This is a genomic window from Streptomyces sp. NPDC021096 (genome assembly GCF_040641275.1).
Taxonomy (GTDB): domain Bacteria; phylum Actinomycetota; class Actinomycetes; order Streptomycetales; family Streptomycetaceae; genus Streptomyces.
On record NZ_JBFADG010000011.1, the window covers coordinates 128,027 to 145,037 of the forward strand.

Below are 17,011 nucleotides of genomic sequence, written 5' to 3' on the forward strand. Positions count from 1 at the left end.
CATCTGACCCGCGGTAGCCATCATCGTTGCGCGGTACAGTCCGAACGACTAGAGAGCGCCCCTACACGTGGCCCTGCAAGGCGCCAACGGGTTTGGGAAGCGTGTTGGGGGCAACCTCTCACGAGTTCGAATCTCGTATCCTCCGCTAGGCGAAAGGCCCGGACCGTGGAAACGGTCTGGGCCTTAGTCACGGGCGGGATCGTTCCAATCAGACGTCAGTCGCCGAGACCCTTCAGTTCCCGGACGGCGGCCGGCACCGCCAGACACAGGCCAAAGGTCGTCGCGAACGCGGCACCGGCTGACAGGATCACATCGGCCGCGTCGTCCCGGGCCCGCACTTTGATCAGGGCCACAACGAGGGCGATCACGACGGAAAGTAGGGTGGCGATTCCCAGCCATAAGAGCCAGACGCGGGAACGCGACGGGAGCGGATGTGCAACCACGGAGGGGTCCTTTCCTCAGTCGGGAAGCAGGGGTGGACGGGGGGGGAGACTCATCCGGTGGAGGACCCGAGCATCAGGTGCCTCAGGAGCTCCGCCCGGGCCCGGACGAGGGAGTCCGCGTACTCGCGGTGCAGCATGGCCTGCCTACGCAAAAGCGTGCTCACGCGGACGATCTCCCGCTGCTCCGTTACTGACGGAAAACGGACCGGAAGGTGGCCGAGGGCGTCACGGTTGAGGGAAGGAGCGGCAGTGGCCTCCGCGCGGTCTCGCATCCACTGCATGCTGTGCGGCAGCGAGAGGTGGTCTACGAGATACCCCGGCTCCACCCCAGCGTTCTCACGCACGCGCAACCGGACCAGGTTGGTACTGAGAAGCCATCCACTCTGCTCCGCCCCCACCAGCACGGGTGGACGAAGCTCTCCCGTCCTGACGCAGAGGATGTCTCCGCCCGCCAGCCTGAAGTTGACGAGCTCCTGGGCCTTCTCTCGGGAAACCTTCTCCTCCTCAAGAAGCAGAATCCTCCCTTCCTCTAACTGTCTGGGGAAGACCACAGGTACTTCCCCAGACGGCGAACGGTCGCCCTTGCCGAGACGGGTGTAGGAAGGGCCCGGCTGGATCTCGCACAGCTCAGCAAGCCGTACTTCCGTCCAGCCCGGCGGCAACGGGTCCGTGACGCCCCGCGCGCCCATGAGCCGGTCCCAGGCGAGGTCAGCGACGTCTGCGTCCGCCGAGTGCACCAGGTCGCCGAGGCGGGCGGCCACCCCGTGGGTCTGGATCAATTCCTCGCGTGCGGGCGGCCCGTCCGGCCGGGCCCCCGGAACATGGTCCATGGGACTCAAGGAATACCCGGACTCGGCAAACGCCTCCCGTGGCACCACGGTCGTATGGGGACCCGGCTCGCCGTCTGCGGCCGACCCAGGCGCCGCCCCTAACAGCCACGGTCGCACGACCTCCAGGACGGCACCGAGTCCGTCGTTGCCGACCACGTTCCGCCTGCCCCTTCCGGTCCCGAGGTGTCGGGCATCCACCAAGAGCACCTCGGGACGCGGCGTCTCAATGCGACGGAGACACCAGAGCGACACCGGCACCGGGGTGGTGGAGAACAGCCGGGGCGGCAAGGCCACAACACACTCGATCGCGCCCCGCTCGATCAGGTTCCGCCGGATCTCCCGTTCGGCGGTGTTGACCGAGTTGCCCGCCTTCACCGGCATCACCATGATGGCCCGTCCAGCTGGTTTGAGCGCGTTCATCACGTGCTGCACCCAGGCCAGGTTGTCGTTGCCTTGGGGAGGCGCGCCGAACTCCCAGGTGCCGTCCCTTCGCCCCGCCCCCGCGGTGTCGCTCATGTTGAACGGCGGATTCGTTAGCACCACGTCGGCGAAGCCGGAGCGAGCCCCGTCGGATGTCCACGGCATGGCCCGGGTACTGCGAAGGACCGCCGGTGAGCCGTGCAGCGCGATGTTCATCCCGGCGAACCGCAACGTGTCTCTCCGCGGGCTTTCGCCGTGCAGTGTGGTTCCGAGCCCGTCGGAGCCGTGCCGCATCGCCGCGGCAACCAGCATCTCCCCGCCTCGCATGTACGGGTCGTAGATGGATGCAACCTCCTGCCCCGTTCCCAGGACTAGTTCAGTGGCCAGCTGTACAACTCCCCGCGGGGTGAAGAACTCTTCGCTCCGCAGGCCGGCGTGATCCTCGTACTGGTCGAGGATGAGGCGGAACGCCCCTCTAGGCAGCTTCGCCGCGATCCTCACAACTCCCACAAGGTCCCTGTAGGAACGGGGTTCGAGCCGCATCAGGCTCTCCTGCATCCCCGGAGGCACCCCGTACCGGCGCAGCTCCTTGTCAGCGACGCAGCCGATGCAAGCGAGCAGCCCTGCCATGTGTTCCAGGCCCGTTCCCTTCTTCGCAGCACCCTCCACCTCTCGCCACCCGGCGGGAACGGTCTCCCGGAGAAACACGAGCGAGAGCAGAAGGCTGAGGAAATCCAGCATCGAGGCCGACCCGCGCACACGGTCCGCATGCGAGCTCATGAGCTCGTTCACGAGCGCCTTGCTGATGGCCGCGCTTCCTTCCGCGCCGCGCGCTTCGGCCTCGCGCGGCGTCCGGTACTGCTGGAAACCCTGCCGACCCTGGATCCGGTCCCGGTACGTCGTCCCCACCGCTTCGCCGGGTCGCAGCTGGCCTCGCGGGACAGCGCGCGCCCCCAGCCAATCCAGTACCTGGGAAAGGTGAAAGCACTCGGCCCCACCGGATCGCACCGGGGTGGGGAAGTCACCGTGCCGCTTCTCCCAGGTGGTGACGGTCGGGCGGGCGACCCCTGCTTGGGTCGCGATTTCCGTACGGGTGATCAGCGGGTCTCGCTCGTTTAACCCCATCGCACACTGCTCCTTTGTCCGCACCTCTGCTGACGTCCAGAACGCTAGGGGTGCGATGCACGGTCAGTCCACTGCGCATGGCGTATGCGCAGTGACACAGCTGAAGCCATCCCAGCCAGCCTCACAGCATCGAAACGGGTGATAAGGAGCAAACCTTCCCTTCTACTCCACTTTCTCCTCTTCAACCCTCCCGCATCATGCACAGGGATTATCAGGCAACTACGCCATTGCTGCGCCTGCTTCATGGCATGCAGGCATGACAATCGAGGAAGCGATCAAAGAAATAAAAGAGTGGTCATTTTCAGGCAAGATCCGCCACATTCCGGTTAGCTCACCCCCGGGTTCGACACAGATCTGCAAAGCTGCACAACAGACAACGGACGGGAGCGAGGACAGCCGCACGCTCCATGGAACCGAGGGGGATTCCATACGATGCGCATCGAGACGATGACGGTCACGCCGGACATCTGCACCGACTGGATAAAGAACAGGGTCTGTAACCGCGTTCCATTGCGCGGCTACAACGTCGAGAAGTTTCGGGAGATCCTGCGGACCGGACAATTCCGCACAACCCATCAAGGCTTCGCCCTGGACCTGCACGGTTGTCTGATCGATGGACAGCATCGGGCACAGGCCATCATCGACACGGGAATCTCCGTGACCGCGCAGGTCACATACGACCTCGATCCGGATGCCTTCGCCGCCATCGACGGAGGCCGCGTGCGCACCACGGGCGACTACGTGGCCCAGGCATCCGGCATGGCACAGAACAACGCCAACTATTACGGTGCGGCACTGAAGATCCTACGCAATCGAGCCGCGGGCCTGCACTGGACCCGTTGGTCCACAGGGAAGCTCAACGCTGACGAGATTCCCGCCCTCATGACGTCCTGGCCCATCTCGGAACGCTGGATCCTCTACATGCTCGCGAAAGGGCGCGAGTGCCACGCCAGCGGCACGGGACTGCTCATCAGCCACCAAATCATCCTGGAGAAGTGGCCTGAGCCCATCGCCGAGCTCTTCTTCAGGAACATCGGTGACGCGAGTCGCGACTATGTCGGCAAGGACCCCCGGGCCGTGTACACGAACACCATGCTCAACGTGAACAAGGGTGTCGTCAGCAGAGACAGCGTCCAGCAGTCGGCGCAGGCGATCAAGGCCTTCAATGCGCTCATCACAGGCGAGACCATCGGCACCCTGAAGAAGATGAAGATGGGCGGCGTCAAGGTCGTGCGCAACCGCCAGACCGGCGAGGAGATGGAACAGGAGTACCTCGCAGATCGCTACCCCGACGTGGTCGACGTACAAACCATCAGCAAGAACTGGTTGCCCATCACGAACCTCTAGGCCAACCCAGGTTCGCCATCGTGATCCACGGAGCGGAACTGCTCGGCATCGCCCCGGCGACCCCAGCCTCACCACCGGCGCCGGCCGACCCGCGCCATCGACAGGCACCATTATCATCGCCACTCATGGACTGGCTGGAGCGCACCGCAAAGCTAAGGCAGTGGAGCAGGAGCGGGACACGCGCACCACACAAGCCCCTGCTACTCCTCTACGCCCTCGGTCGGTTCCAGAAGGATGCCGACGGAGAACTGCCGTACAGCGCGGTGGAGAAGGATCTGGGACAGCTGCTGGAGGAGTACGGTCCGTCCAACAGGACGACGCCCGCCTACCCGTTCCACCATCTGGTGAGTGACGGCGTGTGGGAGGTTCGCACGGACCGCGGATTGGGCAGCCCCGGCAGCGGGGTGCGGGAGCTGCGGGCAGCAAGGGCAGTGGGGCGATTGACACCGGAACTCCGGGCGGCGCTCAGGCGCGAGCCGTCGCTGCTCGGCCGGATGACACGAACCCTGCTCGACCTGCACTTCCCACCCTCGCTCCACGCCGAACTGTGCGAATCCGTCGGCCTGGAGCCGGAGCCCGCGGAGACCGGACAACTCCCAGCCGTGCGCAGGCAACGGGACCCGCGGATGCGTGAGCAGGTCCTGACGGCCTACGAGTACCAGTGCGCCTTCTGCGGCTACGACGGCAGGATCGGCGCGGTGCCGGTCGGGCTGGAGGCCGCGCACGTGCGCTGGTGGGCGTTCGACGGTCCGGACGACCTCGCCAACGGCCTGTGTCTGTGCTCGCTGCACCACAAACTCTTCGACAAGGGAGCTCTCGGCATCGGTGAAGGCCACCGCATCCTGGTCTCGCAGCGCTTCGTCGGCCGCAGCCCCGCCGCCCGCGAACACGTCATAGCGCTCGCCGACCGCCCACTCATCGGACCTCAGCCGGGTGCCCAGCCTGTCGCGGAGGCCCACCGCTTCTGGCACATCAGCCAGGTCTTCCACGGCAGCCCACGCCCCGCCACGGCCGCCTGACCGCCGAATCGTCGGTCACGTGACCACTGGTATGGAGTGGGACACCAAGAGTATGGTCGCTTGTATGGCAACAAAGAAGGTAACGGTGACGATTCCCGAGGATCTCCTGGACGAGATTCGTGCGGAGGCGGCAGAACGGGGCCTGTCGGCGTACGTCGCCGAGGCACTGCGCTTCAAGCGCGACCGGGATCGGCTGCGGGAGCTGGTCGACTGGCTGCAGGAAGAACACGGTCCCGTCACCGAGAACGAGCGTGCGGCAGCCGTCGCGGAGCTGGAGGAGCTCGACGCCGAGCACGAGCGGCGCCGCGCCTCCGGAAAGCACACCGGAGAGGCTGCGTGAAGAAGCGGGCCACTGAGCACAGGCAGAGGCCAATGCGTGTCTTCGTACTCGACTGCGAAGCCCTGTCCCTCGCCGTACGCGGTGACCGGCAGATGATCGCCTGGCTCGACCTTGCGGCGCGAGGAGAGGCAGAGGTGGTGACGTCCCCGATGACGCTGGTCGAGGCATACGACAGCAGAACGACCGAACAGCGCTGGGACTGGGTACTGTCCCGGCTCCAGGTCGTCAACATCGGGAAGGACGAGGCCCGCCAGGCGCGCCGGCTCCTGGCTGACGCCAAGCTGCACGGCCACAAGTACGCGATCGACGCCGTACTCGCCGTCATCGCGCGACAGCAGAAGGGCCAGGTCACCGTCTTTACCTCGGATGTCGACGACCTGGAGAAGCTCGTCCCGGACGCCATTGTCGTCAAGAAAGTATGACCCGGCATTCTGGTCTCATTCAGCCACGTCCATCACCGTCCGCCACCGGCTCGACGCCCCACCCCACCCCAGGCCAGGATGGGCACGGCCCGAGCCGGACGCCCGTACGAACATTGGGGAATGCGTGTTGGGGGGACCTCTCGTTCCTCCGCCAGTGCCTCACCGGGCACGAACCGAAGGCCCCGACCGGGAAACCGGCCGGGGCCTTCGGCGTTCCCGGGGCCTTCTCGCGGCGCCGCGACCGGCGTCGCGGCGTCACGACCGCCTCGCCCCGCGTGAGCCCGATCACACTAGGCGCCCCTCCAGCCCGTCGAGGAGGCACTGGAGGCCGAAGCCGAAGGTGTCGTCCGGGGCCTCGGCGTAGCCGGCGGAGTCGATGCGGGCCCGCAGGCGCGGGAAGGGGGAGGCGGTCTCGGCGGCCTCCTTCATCGTGGCGGCGAAGACCTCCTGCGCGTCGCCGCCCTCGCGCTCGATCCGGCGGGTCAGCGAGGCGGTGGCGGCCGCGCCGGAGGCGTTGCCGAGGACGTAGGTGAAGACGGAGGCGGCGGCCAGGTCGGCCTGGGGGGCGGTGAAGCCAGCCTTCTCGTAGACGGCGAGGTTGTGGTCGTCGTGGCGGGCCTTGCCGGTGCCGTGGAAGAGGTGGGTCGCGAAGGCCTGCACGAGCCAGGGGTGCCGGGCGAACATCGCGTACAGGTCGGTGGCCATGGCGGTGGCCGCGGTGCGCCAGTCGACGGCGTCGAGGTCCGGCAGCCGGACCTCGCCCCAGACCTGGTCGCCGGCGAGCGTGACCAGGTTGTCCTTGTTCTTGACGTGCCAGTAGACGGCGGTGGCGGCCGAGTTCAGGCGCTGGCCGAGGCTGCGCATGTTGAGGCCCTCCAGGCCGTCCGCGTCGAGGAGCTCGACGGCGGTCCTGACGATCTGTTCCCGGGTCAGCGTGTCGCGTGGCATGCGCTCACGATAGGTCACCGCGGACCCTTCTTGTACAAAGTTCAAGAGGCCACTTACACAGTGTTCAAGTCGGCCTCTACAGTTCTTCACGCAGGGACTTGAACTAAGTGCAAGTCCCTGGTGGAACCCCACCGGCCCCGAGAAGGAGAAGCCCCGTGAACACGCTCGCCGCCGTCGCCCAGATCCTCGTCGCCGCCGCCTTCGCGAGCATCCCCCAGCTGCGCCACCGCTTCGGCGTCGCCGCCAAGGCCGCGGCCGTCGCCGAGCTAGAGCGCCAGGGCGTGCGCCCGGCCGTCCTGGAGGAGAACGGGCTGCGCTTCGACGCGAGCGGCCACGAGTGGTGGGCGCCCGGGAGCTTCGCCGCCGCCATGCTCACCGCCGCCGCCCTCAACCTGGCCGGCAACCCCTGGGGCACCACCGTGACCTGGGTCTTCTCCTCGATCGCGCTCCTGGCGAACATCGCCATCCTGCAGAGCCAGCTCGGCGCCGTGAAGTCCGTCCGGGCCGCCTTCCGCCGCAAGGGCGACGCCGAGCTCCTGCGCATCGACGTCCCCGCCTTCCTCGAGGCCGCCGAGGGCGCCTTCCCCGCCTGGACCCGCGTCCTGCAGAACGTCCGCCACACCGTCGTCTTCGCCGGCTCCGCCCTCGCCCTGGCCCTCGTCTCCCTCTAGAGGCCGGCACCCCCTCCGACCTCGGTGTGCGGAGTTCTCGAACAGTCCTTGGGCTGCGGCCGGGCCGCTTCGAGACTGAGCGTGCCGTCGGAAGAGAGGAACGAAGCATGTCCCGACGCCATACGCTCCTCGGGTTGTTCGTCGTGGTCATCTGGGGTGCGAACTTCGTGGTGATCGATACGGGCCTCGAGTCCTTCCCACCACTGCTCTTCGCCGCCCTGCGCTTCACGTTCGTGGCCCTTCCCGCGGTGTTCTTCATCGGGGCGCCGGGCGCTCCCTGGAAGCTGGTCGCCCTCGTCGGGCTCTTCCAGGGGGCCGGCCAGTTCGGGCTGCTCTTCGTCGGCATGAACCTCGGGGTGCCGCCGGGGCTCGCCTCGCTCGTGCTGCAGGGACAGGCCGCGTTCACCGTGCTCTTCGCCTATCTGGTGCTGCACGAGAAGCCGGGGCGGATCCCGGTGACCGGCGTGCTGGCCGGCGTGGCCGGGCTCGCGGTCATCGCGCTCGGTTCCGGATCGTCGCCGGCCGGGGCGCTGCTGGTCGTCATCGCCGCAGGCGCCTGCTGGGCGGCGGCCAACATCACCACGCGGATCGCCCAGCCCGACAGCGGCTTCAAGCTGACCATCTGGTCGGCGCTGGCAGCCCCCGTGCCCCTGGCCCTGCTCTCCCTCGTCTTCGAGGGGCCCTCGCGCGACGCCCACGCGCTCACCCACCTCACCTGGCAGGGCATCGGCTCCCTGGCCTTCACCGTGGTGCTCTCCACGATCGTCGCCTTCGGCATCTGGGCGTCGCTGCTGAAGACGTACCCGGCCGCGCGCGTGGGGTCGCTGTCGCTGCTGGTGCCGGTCGTGGGCGTCGCCACCGCCTGGCTCGTCCAGGACGAGGTGCCGACGGCCGCCGAAGGGGCGGGCGGCGTGCTCATCCTCGCCGGTGTCGTCGCCGTCGTCCGGCAGGACGCCGTCCGCGCCCTGGGGCGCCGCTTCTCCCGTAGCTCACCACCTCAGCAGGAGCACCAGACACACGATCCGGCGGCGCGACCGCAGTCGGCGACGAAGGGATAGCCATGAGCGTTCAGGAACACCGCACAGAGGCGCCAGGCCTCGCGAACCCGGTCGTGAGCGGGCTGCGCGACGTGGGCTGGGCCGCCGGGGACATCGACACCGCCCTCGGCACGCCCGTCACCGGCACCGCCGAGTGGGACGCCTTCACCGCGTCCTGGGAGGACCTCGCGCGGGACCCCTTCATGGCGGACGGCGGCGACTACCGGCTGCGGCGCTACTCCGAGTTCGACTGCACCGCCGACGAGGTGCGCCTGCTGCCCCACAAGGCCTACGAGCAGGCCAAGGAGATCAACCGCCTCAACGGCGGGGTGCCGCGGCTCTTCGAGCCCTTCTCCGACCGGGTCGCCCACGGCCCCGTCGCCCACACCCTGCTCTCCTGGTGCGCACGGCAGCTGGACGAGACCGAGGACCGGGGGCCGCAGACCTGGTACGCCCAGGTCTTCCAGAACCGGATACTCGCCCGGCCCGATGCGGCCGGCAAGCCCACGCCCGAGGGCGTGCACCACGACGGCGTCGACTACGTCTTCACCGTGGTGATCGACCGCAAGGGCATCACGGGCGGGACGAGTTCGCTGTACGAGGCGCTGCCCGACGGGCGGCACGGCAAGCGGATCGTCAGCGTGGAGATGGCCCCGCCCGGCGGGTTCCTCTTCAACGACGACGTGCGGACGATGCACGGAGTGACCCCCGTGGTCCCGGCCGACGGGGAGAGCGAGGGGTACCGGGACACCTTCATCGCCGTCCTGAGCAGACGGCTCTGAACCCGCCCGACCATCGTTTCGGCAGAGCCGAATCCCCTGGGCCCGTCTCAGAGACCGGAACGGGCAAGGTCGGGCATCCGGGGCAATCCCCCATCGAGCTATCGGTCTCTTCGAACATTCGTTGGCTACGGCATCCGGGCGGGCGAGGGTGATCACCCAGCGCCCGCCCGGCTCCGCCGATCAGGGTGTTGACCTGTGCAGACGACCGAGGAGATCTTCATGTCCACGATGACGTCGGAGAGCCTGGCTGCCGGCCGGACCATCACGGAGGCCGATGTCACGGCCGCCTTCCCGCAGGACGGGCAGGCACCGGACCTCCCCACGAGGCTGGCCCTGCTGCGCCGGCTGCACGACCACTACCTCGCCTACATGGGCGGCCCCGAGACGTTCCTCGACGTCCCGCGGCTGAACGCCGACCCCCAGCTCGCCGCCGTCGAGGAGGCCTGGCTCCGCTGGGAGGACTCCCAGGTGGACGAGGCACAACTGCCGAAGACCGCAGCGGAGTTCCGCACCTGGTTCCTGGACGTCGCCGAGCGCCACGTCCAGCCGGAGTTCTGCCGGTACCTCGCCGAGGAGGCCACCCTCAGCGAGATCGCCCTGTTCTTCATGGCCGAGGAGCTCGTCGACAGCAAGTTCGACGACCTGATGGCCATGGTGCAGATCGGCACCGCGGGCGTCACCAAGCTCACCATCGCGGAGAACTACTGGGACGAGATGGGCGAGGGCAAGCTCGACCAGATGCACACGCGGATGTTCGAGCACTCCGCCCAGTACATGCGCAAGCAGCTCGCCGAGCGCTCCGTCGCCATGTCCGAACTGCACTCCACCGAGGTGTACGAGAACGCCTGCCTGCTGCTCATGTACGGAATCCACCGCCACCTCGTGCCGCGCGCACTCGGTGCGATGGGCGTACTGGAGCAGAGCGCCTCGCCGCGCTTCCAGGCGATGGTCGACGGCTGCACACGGCTCGGGGTCCCCGAGGACGTCATCGAATACCAGCGCATCCACGTCCACGTGGACGCCGACCACGGCGCCGAATGGTTCGACGGCGTGTTCGTGCCCCTGGTGGACCGCTCTCCGGAACTGCTGCGCGAGATCAGCCTCGGCGTCGTCACCCGCATCCGGGTCGCCAACGCCTACTACAACCGCATATGGCAGCAGATGAAGGGCGTGCGCTAAGCATGGCCACCCCCACCGTGGAGCACACCGGCAGCGGGGCCGATCCGCTGTTCAGGCGAGGCCGGGTCTCCGCCCGGGACGAGCGTGTGTTCATCGGCAAACTGGCCCTGTGCGCGGCGCTCGTGGCGGGCGGCGCGTTCCTGGCCACACGGGATTCCTGGCCCGCCGTGGTGGCCGGGGTCCTGGTACTGGCGGCCGTGTACACGCACGCGGTCGAACTGCAGCACCAGGCCCTGCACCACTCGGCGTTCCGCCGCCCCGGCCCCCACCGCTGGGTGGGCGTGGTGCTGGGAGCCCCGATGCTCGTGTCCTACTCCCATTACCGCGTACGGCACTTGCAGCACCACCGCAATCTCGGAACCCCCGAGGACACCGAATTCTTCGGCTTCGACACCCGCCAGGGCGTCACATGGAAGGGCATGCTGCGCGGGCTCTTCGACGTGGTGCGGCTCGCCCGGACCGCCGTGGAGATCTGGCGGGCCTACCGGGGCACCTGGTCGTACGCGTTCGGGCAGATCTCGCCGAAGGCCCAGCGGGCGGTGATCGGCGAGTACCGGATGATGGGCGTCCTGATCGCGGCGGCCGCCGTGCTGTGCGCCCTGGGCGAGTGGCCGCTCGTGCTCACCCTGTGGGTGCTGCCGATGCTCGTGGGGCAGCCGCTGCACTTCCTCGTGGAGCTGCCCGAGCATCTGCTGTGCGAGACCGACAGCCTGGACGTCCTGCGCAACACCCGTTCCATCAAGGGCAGCAGGATCAGCTCCTGGTACACCAACGGCAACAACTTCCACGTCGAGCACCACGCGGCGATGTCCGTACCGATCAACCGGCTGCGCGACCGGCACGACGAGGTGCAGCGCCGCGGCGCCTATGTGGTGCGCAGCTACCCGGCCTTCTACTGGTCGGTGGCGAAGGAACTGGCCTCCCGCAAACCCAGCGCGGTGTGAGCGTGGAAGCCGACTCCTTCTACCACGAGGGCAGCCGCCGGCTGCAGCGGCAGCTGGGCACCGAAGCGCTGGCGACGCACATCGCCGAGCGCTATGTGACGGCTCACCTCATGGACGAACACATCGAGTGGGTCCGTGGCGCCGACGCGGTCTATCTGGCCACGGTGGATCCCGCGGGCCGCCCGGAGTGCTCGTACAAGGGAGGGCTGCCCGGATTCCTCCGGGTGCCCGATTCCCGGACGCTGGAGATTCCCAGTTACGACGGGAACGGCATGTACCGCACCCTGGGCAATGCCGTGGCGGCGCCCGGGGTGGGGCTGCTCTTCCTCTTCCCCGAACTGCCCGCGAAACTGCGGGCGAACGGCGACGGCGAGGTGCTCACCGACGCGGATTCCCTCGCCGCGCACCCCGGGGCCGAGGCGGTCCTGCGGGTACGGATCCGGGAGGTCTTCGAGAACTGTCCCCGATATCTGCACGACCGGGCGGCGGGTACGCATTCCGCGCACTGCCCCCGGCCCGACTACCGGCCACCGGAGCCGGCTTGGAAGCAGAAACCCGAATACGAGGGCCTGTTGCCGACAGTCGGCAGGCAGCCTCGATGAGACCCGACAAGAACTGACGCGAAGACGACTGTTCCGCCCCGCCCCCGCTGCTACCGTCGCGCCACCGGAAATAGGTATGACGGAAGAGGCATAGAGCATGACCAGTATTTCCGCTCTGCGGACACTGCGGGAGCTGCGCCGACTCGGTTCCGTGCACGCGGTGGCGCAGGCCATGCACCTGGCACCCTCCTCGGTGTCCCAGCGCATCAAGGGACTCGGGGAGGAATGCGGGATGCCTCTCTTCGAACGCAGCGGCCGGGGCGGCCGGTTGACCGACACCGGGGAGGCGGTGGCGGAACTCGCCGAAAAGATCACACACCAGTGGGAACGAGGCATGGTCAACATCAGGAACGGCATCGCCCAGGCGCCCCGCCGGTCGGTGAGCATAGGGGCCTTCCCCTCGGCGCTCACCGGCTGTGTGCTGCCGGCCGCGGAGCGACTGCGGGGACAGAACCAATTCCAGGTGGAACTGCTGGAAGTGGACCCGCGCGGGGCGGCCAGCCAGGTGGAGCACGCCGAACTGGACATGGTGCTCACCCTCGGCGAGATCCTCGACGTGGACCAGTCTCTGGACCCCCGGCTGACCGTGCGCGAACTGTGGCGCGAGCCCTTCGGTCTGGTGCTGCCCCGGGCCTTCGCCGCGGCGGGCGACCCGATGGCGCACATCCGCAGCTACGCGGACGTGCCGTGGGTGCTGCCCCGGCGCGGTTCCGCCTGCGACCTCATGGTCGGCCGGCACCTGGCCCGCCTCGGCATCAGGCCGAGGGTGGTGGCCCGCTCGGACGACTGGTCGCTGGTGCAGCGCATGGCCAGCGCCACCCAGGCCGTGGCGCTCGTGCCGGTGACCTGCATCGAGGAGGAGCGCTGCGACATACGGGTCGCTCCCGTGCGGCGTACGGAGCTGCTGGAGCGCACCGTGGTGGCCCTGGAGTCCGTGGAGTCGGCCGGGTCGCGATGGCTCCCCGCCGTACGGGCCGAGCTCGACCGTTCGGCGGAGGCGCTGATCGACCACATACAGGACCGGCTGCCGACCATCGTGACCTGACCGGCGCCGGGCCCCGGCGGGGGCCCGGCGGCCGGCCTACTTCTTCAGCGTGCAGGTGGCCTCGGCCGTCCTGGACGGGTCGCTCTCCGAGCGCGCGGTGAGCGTGATCTTGCCGCTTCGCTCCGCGCCCGGTTTCGCGCTCACGGCGACGTCGACCGGGACCGTGGCGCCGGCCGCGGCGGCCGTGAGCCTGCTGGGCAGCCAGGCGGACCAGCCGCGCCCGGAGGCCGTGGCCGACAGGCGGTAGACGTCGGAGGACAGGTCCGGGGCGACGGTCCCGGGGTGGCCGCCCCGGCCGGGCGGGGCGTTCTGCCCGGTGTTGGCGAGCGCGAAGGTGCACAGGGCCCGGCCGGCGGGCTGGCCCTTCGCGGTGCCCCGGCCGAGGGCGAGCCCGCGCCGCTGCGGCCCCGCGCCGTCCAACGACTTGACGCCGACGCTGTAGGAGAGCACTCCGGTGGCGTCGCGGCGTACGTCGAGGACGTAGAAGTGCAGCCGGTTGGCCCGGTCGACGTACTCGTACGAGCTGCCGGAGTCGGCGCCCGCGTGGAAGAGCGCGTCGCTGAGCTGCCGGTAGTCCCCCATGGTGATCTTCTGCGGGGTGCCGTCGGGGCGCTTGAAGTCCGTCAGGCCGATGTCCTCGGGGTGCGCGTCGATCACCCAGGCGAACGGGGCCCGGTCCGCGTTCTTGGTCTTGCCGATCAGCACGCCGTTGTCCGGGGTGAAGGAGTCCATGCCCATGCGGTCGACGACCTCGAGCGTGTAGTTCTCGTAGCCGCCGCCGTCGCACAGCGGGTCGGTCGTCCGGTCGCAGGCCGGGGACAGGTCGCGGCCCATGGTGATGTTGACGCCGGCCAGTCCCTTCTCGCCCGGGGGCGCCGAGCGGGCGGTCACGCGGGCGACGACGAGGCCGGAGCCCTTGAGCGCGTCGCGGTCCAGGCGCAGGACGTTCTTGTCGTCGACGATGCCGAGTTTGAGCTTGTCGCGCAGGACGTGCTGGGCGCCCATCGAGCCGCCGGCGGCCGCGGGGACCTGCCAGCGGGTGTGCGGGCCTCCGGGGCCGTTGAACGAGCCGCGCGAGAGCATGCCCCAGATGCCGGTGTAGGCGCGGCTCAAGGGCGTGCCGTAGGGGTTGTTGTAGTTGTCCCCGATGCCCAGGATGTGGCTGAGTTCATGGGCGAACGTGGCCATGCCGGAGCTCTCGGCCTGGGTGGACGAGCCGTTCGCGGCGTTCGGCCAGATGCGGGCGGCCGCCTGCCAGGACGTCCACGGCACGTAGCGGGTCCTGGCGGCGTTGCCCCCGGAGGGGATGGGGGACGGCGGGCCCCAGGCGGCCGGCACGTCCTGTGCGGTCGCGAACTTCATCTGCCCGAACTCCTGCCAGGCGGAGGACTCGTCCACCCCGGCGGTCAGGTAGAAGACGAAGTCGAACTGCCCGGCCTTGTCGGCCCCCACGTCGGCGACCCACGCCGCCTTGCCGTCGGCGCGGATGTTCTTGCCGCAGACGTCGCCGACCGGGCAGGCGCCGGGGTTCATGTCGGGCTCGATGCCGTACTGATAGGACTTGAACGGCATGCGGTAGACGCCGAAGGCGGCCAGGTCGACGCCGACGCGGCCGCCGGAGTCCTCCATCCAGTACTCGTTGATGGTGTGGCCGTGGTTGAGGGTGCCGGGCTTGTTCAGGAAGTCCTGGTAGAACCCCGGCAGCCGCTCGCGGGGGACACCCGAGGCGGCGGGCAGCGGATTGCCGAAGATGCTCGAGCCCGGCGGCCTGCTGACCGAGAACTCCTCGTCGGGGTAGTCCAGGAGCACCAGGGCGCCCTTGAACATGCGCTTCGTGGGCTTGACGGCCGGATTGGCCCAGTCGGTGCCGGGGACGGGGCGGTACTCCGCCCACGTCATGTCGTCGGGGTTGCGCCAACGCTGCGGGTCGACCGGCTGCACCAGCGGCGGCCGGCCTCGCTGCGCGGCGCCCGGTAACGCCCCCGCCGGCCCGGCGGCGAGGGCGGCCAGGACACCGAACAGCAGGGCGACGACGGCTGAGCGACGTAATCGGGGGACGCGTCTGCGGCGGGGGAACAAGACTCACCTCTTGTCTGAACGCATCGGACGAGGGCAGGGCAAGTCGTTCGAGTGGGCGGGCCCACCGCGGTTCAAGGTACGGCGGAGGGGGACGGGACGCCAGAGTGCGAACGAGGCGTTTGTGACGCCAGTACGCCCCTGAAGACGTCAGTCCCCCATCACGACGTCAGTCGCCCATCACGGCGTCAGTCCCCCATGAAGACGATGCGCCGGGACGGCGCCGCCGCGCCCTGGGCGGCGGCGGAGGAGGTCGCCGTGCGGCCGGCGGGAATGGCACGCTCGCGGCCCCAGGCGCGGATGTCCTCGATCTGCTCGGGGTTGGTGCGGATCAGCGGGGCGGTGTTGGCGAACTTGTCGAGGACGAACGACGGCTTCAGCGCCGACACCCCTCCATTGAGGTGCACCTCGGCCCCGACCTCGTGGAGGGCCGCCTCGATGTCCGCTCCCGCGAAGCCGTCGGAGAGGTCCACGAGCTGGTCGGTCTGGTCCGGGGACGGCTCGGTGCCGACGTAGCGGCGGTAGTAGAGCTCGATGATCTCCTTGCGGTCCCGGGCGTCGGGCAGGTCGACGAAGAACAGCTCGTCGAACCGGCCCTTGCGCAGCAGCTCCGGCGGCAGGCTGCGCACGTCGTTGGCCGTGGCGACGACGAAGGCGCGGGAGCCGGACTCCTGGAGCCAGAACAGGAACTGGCCGATGACCCGCTGCTGGACGCCCGAGTGGTCGCCCTGGCCCGCCAGCCCCTTCTCGATCTCGTCGATCCACAGGATGCAGGGGGCGACGCGGTCGGCGGTCTGCAGCGCCTCCCGGAGCCGGCCCTCGGACTCGCCCAGGTACTTGCCGTGGATGGAGGCCATGTCGAGCCGGTACAGCGGCAGCCGCCACTGCGAGGCGATGGCCTTGGCCGAGAGCGACTTGCCGCAGCCGGGCACGCCGACCAGGAGCACGCCGCGCGGCGGGCGCAGGTTCGTGCCCCGCAGGTCGGCGTGCATGAGTTCGTGCTTGCGCCGCAGCCAGTCGCGCAGGTTCGTCAGGCCCCCGACCGTGTAGTCGGACTCCTTGAGGTCGACCTTCTCCAGGCCGGTGAGGTCGCTGAAGATGCGGTCCTTGGAGCGGGCCAGCCGCAGGATGTCCTCCTGGCGCACCGCGCCCTTCGCCACCAGCGTGGCCAGCAGGTTGACAGCCTCGCCCTCCGTCACCCCGAGCAGGAACTCGGCGGCCCGCCGGGCGTCGGCCTCGCTCCAGGAGATGGGCACGACGCCCTCGTGGTCGTCGAGGAAGCCGCGGATGGTCGCGTACATCTCGTCGGCGTTCGGCAGGTCCAGGGCCATGCTCATGCCCAGGCGCTGGAGTCCGCTCCAGATGGGCTTGTCGGTGATCAGCACGACGCTGCCGGCGTTGGCGTCGGCGAGCCGGGCCAGCTCGGCGACGTAGCGGGTGAACTCCGTGTCCTGCTCGAGGTCGTCGGGGTCGACGAGGACCAGCGTGGCGTTGGGGCGACTGGTGAACTGCGCGGCCGCGTACTCCATCGCGCCGACGAGCGAACGGTCGTCCTGCACGGTGCTGTTGGACCGCAGCTCCCGCAGGCCGGTGGCGCGCGTGTAGATCCAGAACGGCATGCCGGACCGGCGTGGCTGCATCGCCACTTCCTTCACCAGGCGCAGCGCCCGCTGCTGCTCGATGGTGCGCAGCGCGATCACCGGGACGCGTGCGATCAGGTAGTTGTCCAGGTCGTCCCGGCACTCGGAATAGTTCGACATCTGCTGGCTGGCCTTCGCTGA

Annotated in this window: 16 protein-coding genes; 11 read left to right on the forward strand and 5 right to left on the reverse strand. The window is 69.0% G+C overall.

Going from position 1 to position 17,011, the window contains the following annotated elements:
• Positions 1 to 215: 215 nt before the first annotated feature.
• Together AB0G59_RS17335 and AB0G59_RS17340 are read right to left on the reverse strand one after the other, a co-directional pair.
• Positions 216 to 368, reverse strand: coding sequence for a hypothetical protein (locus AB0G59_RS17335; protein ID WP_360912403.1), 153 nt, complete (start codon positions 366 to 368; stop codon positions 216 to 218).
• A 125-nt stretch (positions 369 to 493) separates the two neighbouring features.
• Positions 494 to 2,485 carry an N-6 DNA methylase gene (locus tag AB0G59_RS17340; RefSeq protein WP_360912405.1) on the reverse strand — a complete coding sequence of 664 codons (1,992 nt, stop codon included), beginning with the start codon at positions 2,483 to 2,485 and terminating at the stop codon, positions 494 to 496.
• 765 nt (positions 2,486 to 3,250) lie between these two features.
• Between AB0G59_RS17340 and AB0G59_RS17345 the strand changes: the two genes are divergently transcribed.
• From AB0G59_RS17345 to AB0G59_RS17360, 4 genes are all read left to right on the forward strand, one after another.
• Positions 3,251 to 4,165 carry a hypothetical protein gene (locus AB0G59_RS17345; RefSeq protein WP_360912407.1) on the forward strand — a complete coding sequence of 305 codons (915 nt, stop codon included), beginning with the start codon at positions 3,251 to 3,253 and terminating at the stop codon, positions 4,163 to 4,165.
• Positions 4,166 to 4,290: 125 nt separating this feature from the next.
• Positions 4,291 to 5,184 carry a phosphorothioated DNA-binding restriction endonuclease gene (locus tag AB0G59_RS17350; RefSeq protein WP_360912409.1) on the forward strand — a complete coding sequence of 298 codons (894 nt, stop codon included), beginning with the start codon at positions 4,291 to 4,293 and terminating at the stop codon, positions 5,182 to 5,184.
• Between the two features lie 64 nt (positions 5,185 to 5,248).
• Entirely contained in the window at positions 5,249 to 5,524 is a 276-nt protein-coding gene (locus AB0G59_RS17355) for a CopG family transcriptional regulator (protein ID WP_360912411.1), read from the forward strand.
• On the forward strand, positions 5,521 to 5,946 hold the full coding sequence (locus AB0G59_RS17360) for a PIN domain-containing protein (RefSeq protein ID WP_360912413.1): 426 nt from the start codon (positions 5,521 to 5,523) through the stop codon (positions 5,944 to 5,946). Before AB0G59_RS17355 ends, AB0G59_RS17360 begins: the two co-directional genes overlap by 4 nt.
• Positions 5,947 to 6,231: 285 nt before the next feature.
• On the opposite strand, the gene AB0G59_RS17365 is transcribed toward AB0G59_RS17360, so the two are convergent.
• A complete protein-coding gene (locus AB0G59_RS17365) occupies positions 6,232 to 6,894 on the reverse strand; it encodes a TetR/AcrR family transcriptional regulator C-terminal domain-containing protein (RefSeq protein ID WP_360912415.1) in 663 nt (220 codons plus the stop codon).
• 155 nt (positions 6,895 to 7,049) lie between these two features.
• On the opposite strand from AB0G59_RS17365, the gene AB0G59_RS17370 reads away from it, so the two are divergent.
• From AB0G59_RS17370 to AB0G59_RS17400, 7 genes are all read left to right on the forward strand, one after another.
• Positions 7,050 to 7,565 (forward strand): hypothetical protein, encoded by a 516-nt coding sequence (locus AB0G59_RS17370; protein WP_360912417.1) that lies wholly within the window; start codon positions 7,050 to 7,052, stop codon positions 7,563 to 7,565.
• Positions 7,566 to 7,672: 107 nt separating this feature from the next.
• Positions 7,673 to 8,623 carry an EamA family transporter gene (locus AB0G59_RS17375; protein WP_360912419.1) on the forward strand — a complete coding sequence of 317 codons (951 nt, stop codon included), beginning with the start codon at positions 7,673 to 7,675 and terminating at the stop codon, positions 8,621 to 8,623.
• Positions 8,624 to 8,625: 2 nt separating this feature from the next.
• Positions 8,626 to 9,384 (forward strand): 2OG-Fe dioxygenase family protein, encoded by a 759-nt coding sequence (locus AB0G59_RS17380; protein ID WP_360912421.1) that lies wholly within the window; start codon positions 8,626 to 8,628, stop codon positions 9,382 to 9,384.
• 219 nt (positions 9,385 to 9,603) lie between these two features.
• Positions 9,604 to 10,563 carry an iron-containing redox enzyme family protein gene (locus tag AB0G59_RS17385; RefSeq protein ID WP_360912423.1) on the forward strand — a complete coding sequence of 320 codons (960 nt, stop codon included), beginning with the start codon at positions 9,604 to 9,606 and terminating at the stop codon, positions 10,561 to 10,563.
• 2 nt (positions 10,564 to 10,565) lie between these two features.
• On the forward strand, positions 10,566 to 11,507 hold the full coding sequence (locus AB0G59_RS17390) for a fatty acid desaturase (RefSeq protein WP_360912425.1): 942 nt from the start codon (positions 10,566 to 10,568) through the stop codon (positions 11,505 to 11,507).
• The gene (locus AB0G59_RS17395) at positions 11,504 to 12,109 is read left to right on the forward strand and encodes a pyridoxamine 5'-phosphate oxidase family protein (RefSeq protein ID WP_360912427.1); all 606 of its coding nucleotides are present in this window, start codon (positions 11,504 to 11,506) and stop codon (positions 12,107 to 12,109) included. The genes AB0G59_RS17390 and AB0G59_RS17395 overlap by 4 nt, the downstream gene beginning before the upstream one ends.
• A gap of 97 nt (positions 12,110 to 12,206) precedes the next feature.
• Positions 12,207 to 13,154: a LysR family transcriptional regulator gene (locus AB0G59_RS17400; RefSeq protein ID WP_360912429.1), complete on the forward strand. Its 948-nt coding sequence runs from the start codon at positions 12,207 to 12,209 to the stop codon at positions 13,152 to 13,154.
• A gap of 36 nt (positions 13,155 to 13,190) precedes the next feature.
• Here AB0G59_RS17400 and AB0G59_RS17405 read toward each other — a convergent pair whose 3' ends face one another.
• Both AB0G59_RS17405 and AB0G59_RS17410 read right to left on the reverse strand, forming a co-directional pair.
• The gene (locus AB0G59_RS17405) at positions 13,191 to 15,233 is read right to left on the reverse strand and encodes a M6 family metalloprotease domain-containing protein (RefSeq protein ID WP_360912431.1); all 2,043 of its coding nucleotides are present in this window, start codon (positions 15,231 to 15,233) and stop codon (positions 13,191 to 13,193) included.
• A 185-nt stretch (positions 15,234 to 15,418) separates the two neighbouring features.
• The gene (locus tag AB0G59_RS17410) at positions 15,419 to 16,990 is read right to left on the reverse strand and encodes an AAA family ATPase (protein ID WP_360912433.1); all 1,572 of its coding nucleotides are present in this window, start codon (positions 16,988 to 16,990) and stop codon (positions 15,419 to 15,421) included.
• Positions 16,991 to 17,011 lie beyond the last annotated feature (21 nt).

Excerpts from the sequence above, each read along its gene's own strand:
- AB0G59_RS17345 (WP_360912407.1), top strand. The coding sequence starts at position 3,251 with ATGCGCATCGAGACGATGACGGTCACGCCGGACATCTGCACCGACTGG.
- AB0G59_RS17390 (WP_360912425.1), top strand. The coding sequence starts at position 10,566 with ATGGCCACCCCCACCGTGGAGCACACCGGCAGCGGGGCCGATCCGCTG.
- AB0G59_RS17400 (WP_360912429.1), top strand. The coding sequence starts at position 12,207 with ATGACCAGTATTTCCGCTCTGCGGACACTGCGGGAGCTGCGCCGACTC.
- AB0G59_RS17365 (WP_360912415.1), bottom strand. The coding sequence starts at position 6,894 with ATGCCACGCGACACGCTGACCCGGGAACAGATCGTCAGGACCGCCGTC.
- AB0G59_RS17380 (WP_360912421.1), top strand. The coding sequence starts at position 8,626 with ATGAGCGTTCAGGAACACCGCACAGAGGCGCCAGGCCTCGCGAACCCG.
- AB0G59_RS17385 (WP_360912423.1), top strand. The coding sequence starts at position 9,604 with ATGTCCACGATGACGTCGGAGAGCCTGGCTGCCGGCCGGACCATCACG.
- AB0G59_RS17355 (WP_360912411.1), top strand. The coding sequence starts at position 5,249 with ATGGCAACAAAGAAGGTAACGGTGACGATTCCCGAGGATCTCCTGGAC.
- AB0G59_RS17350 (WP_360912409.1), top strand. The coding sequence starts at position 4,291 with ATGGACTGGCTGGAGCGCACCGCAAAGCTAAGGCAGTGGAGCAGGAGC.
- AB0G59_RS17375 (WP_360912419.1), top strand. The coding sequence starts at position 7,673 with ATGTCCCGACGCCATACGCTCCTCGGGTTGTTCGTCGTGGTCATCTGG.
- AB0G59_RS17410 (WP_360912433.1), bottom strand. The coding sequence starts at position 16,990 with ATGTCGAACTATTCCGAGTGCCGGGACGACCTGGACAACTACCTGATC.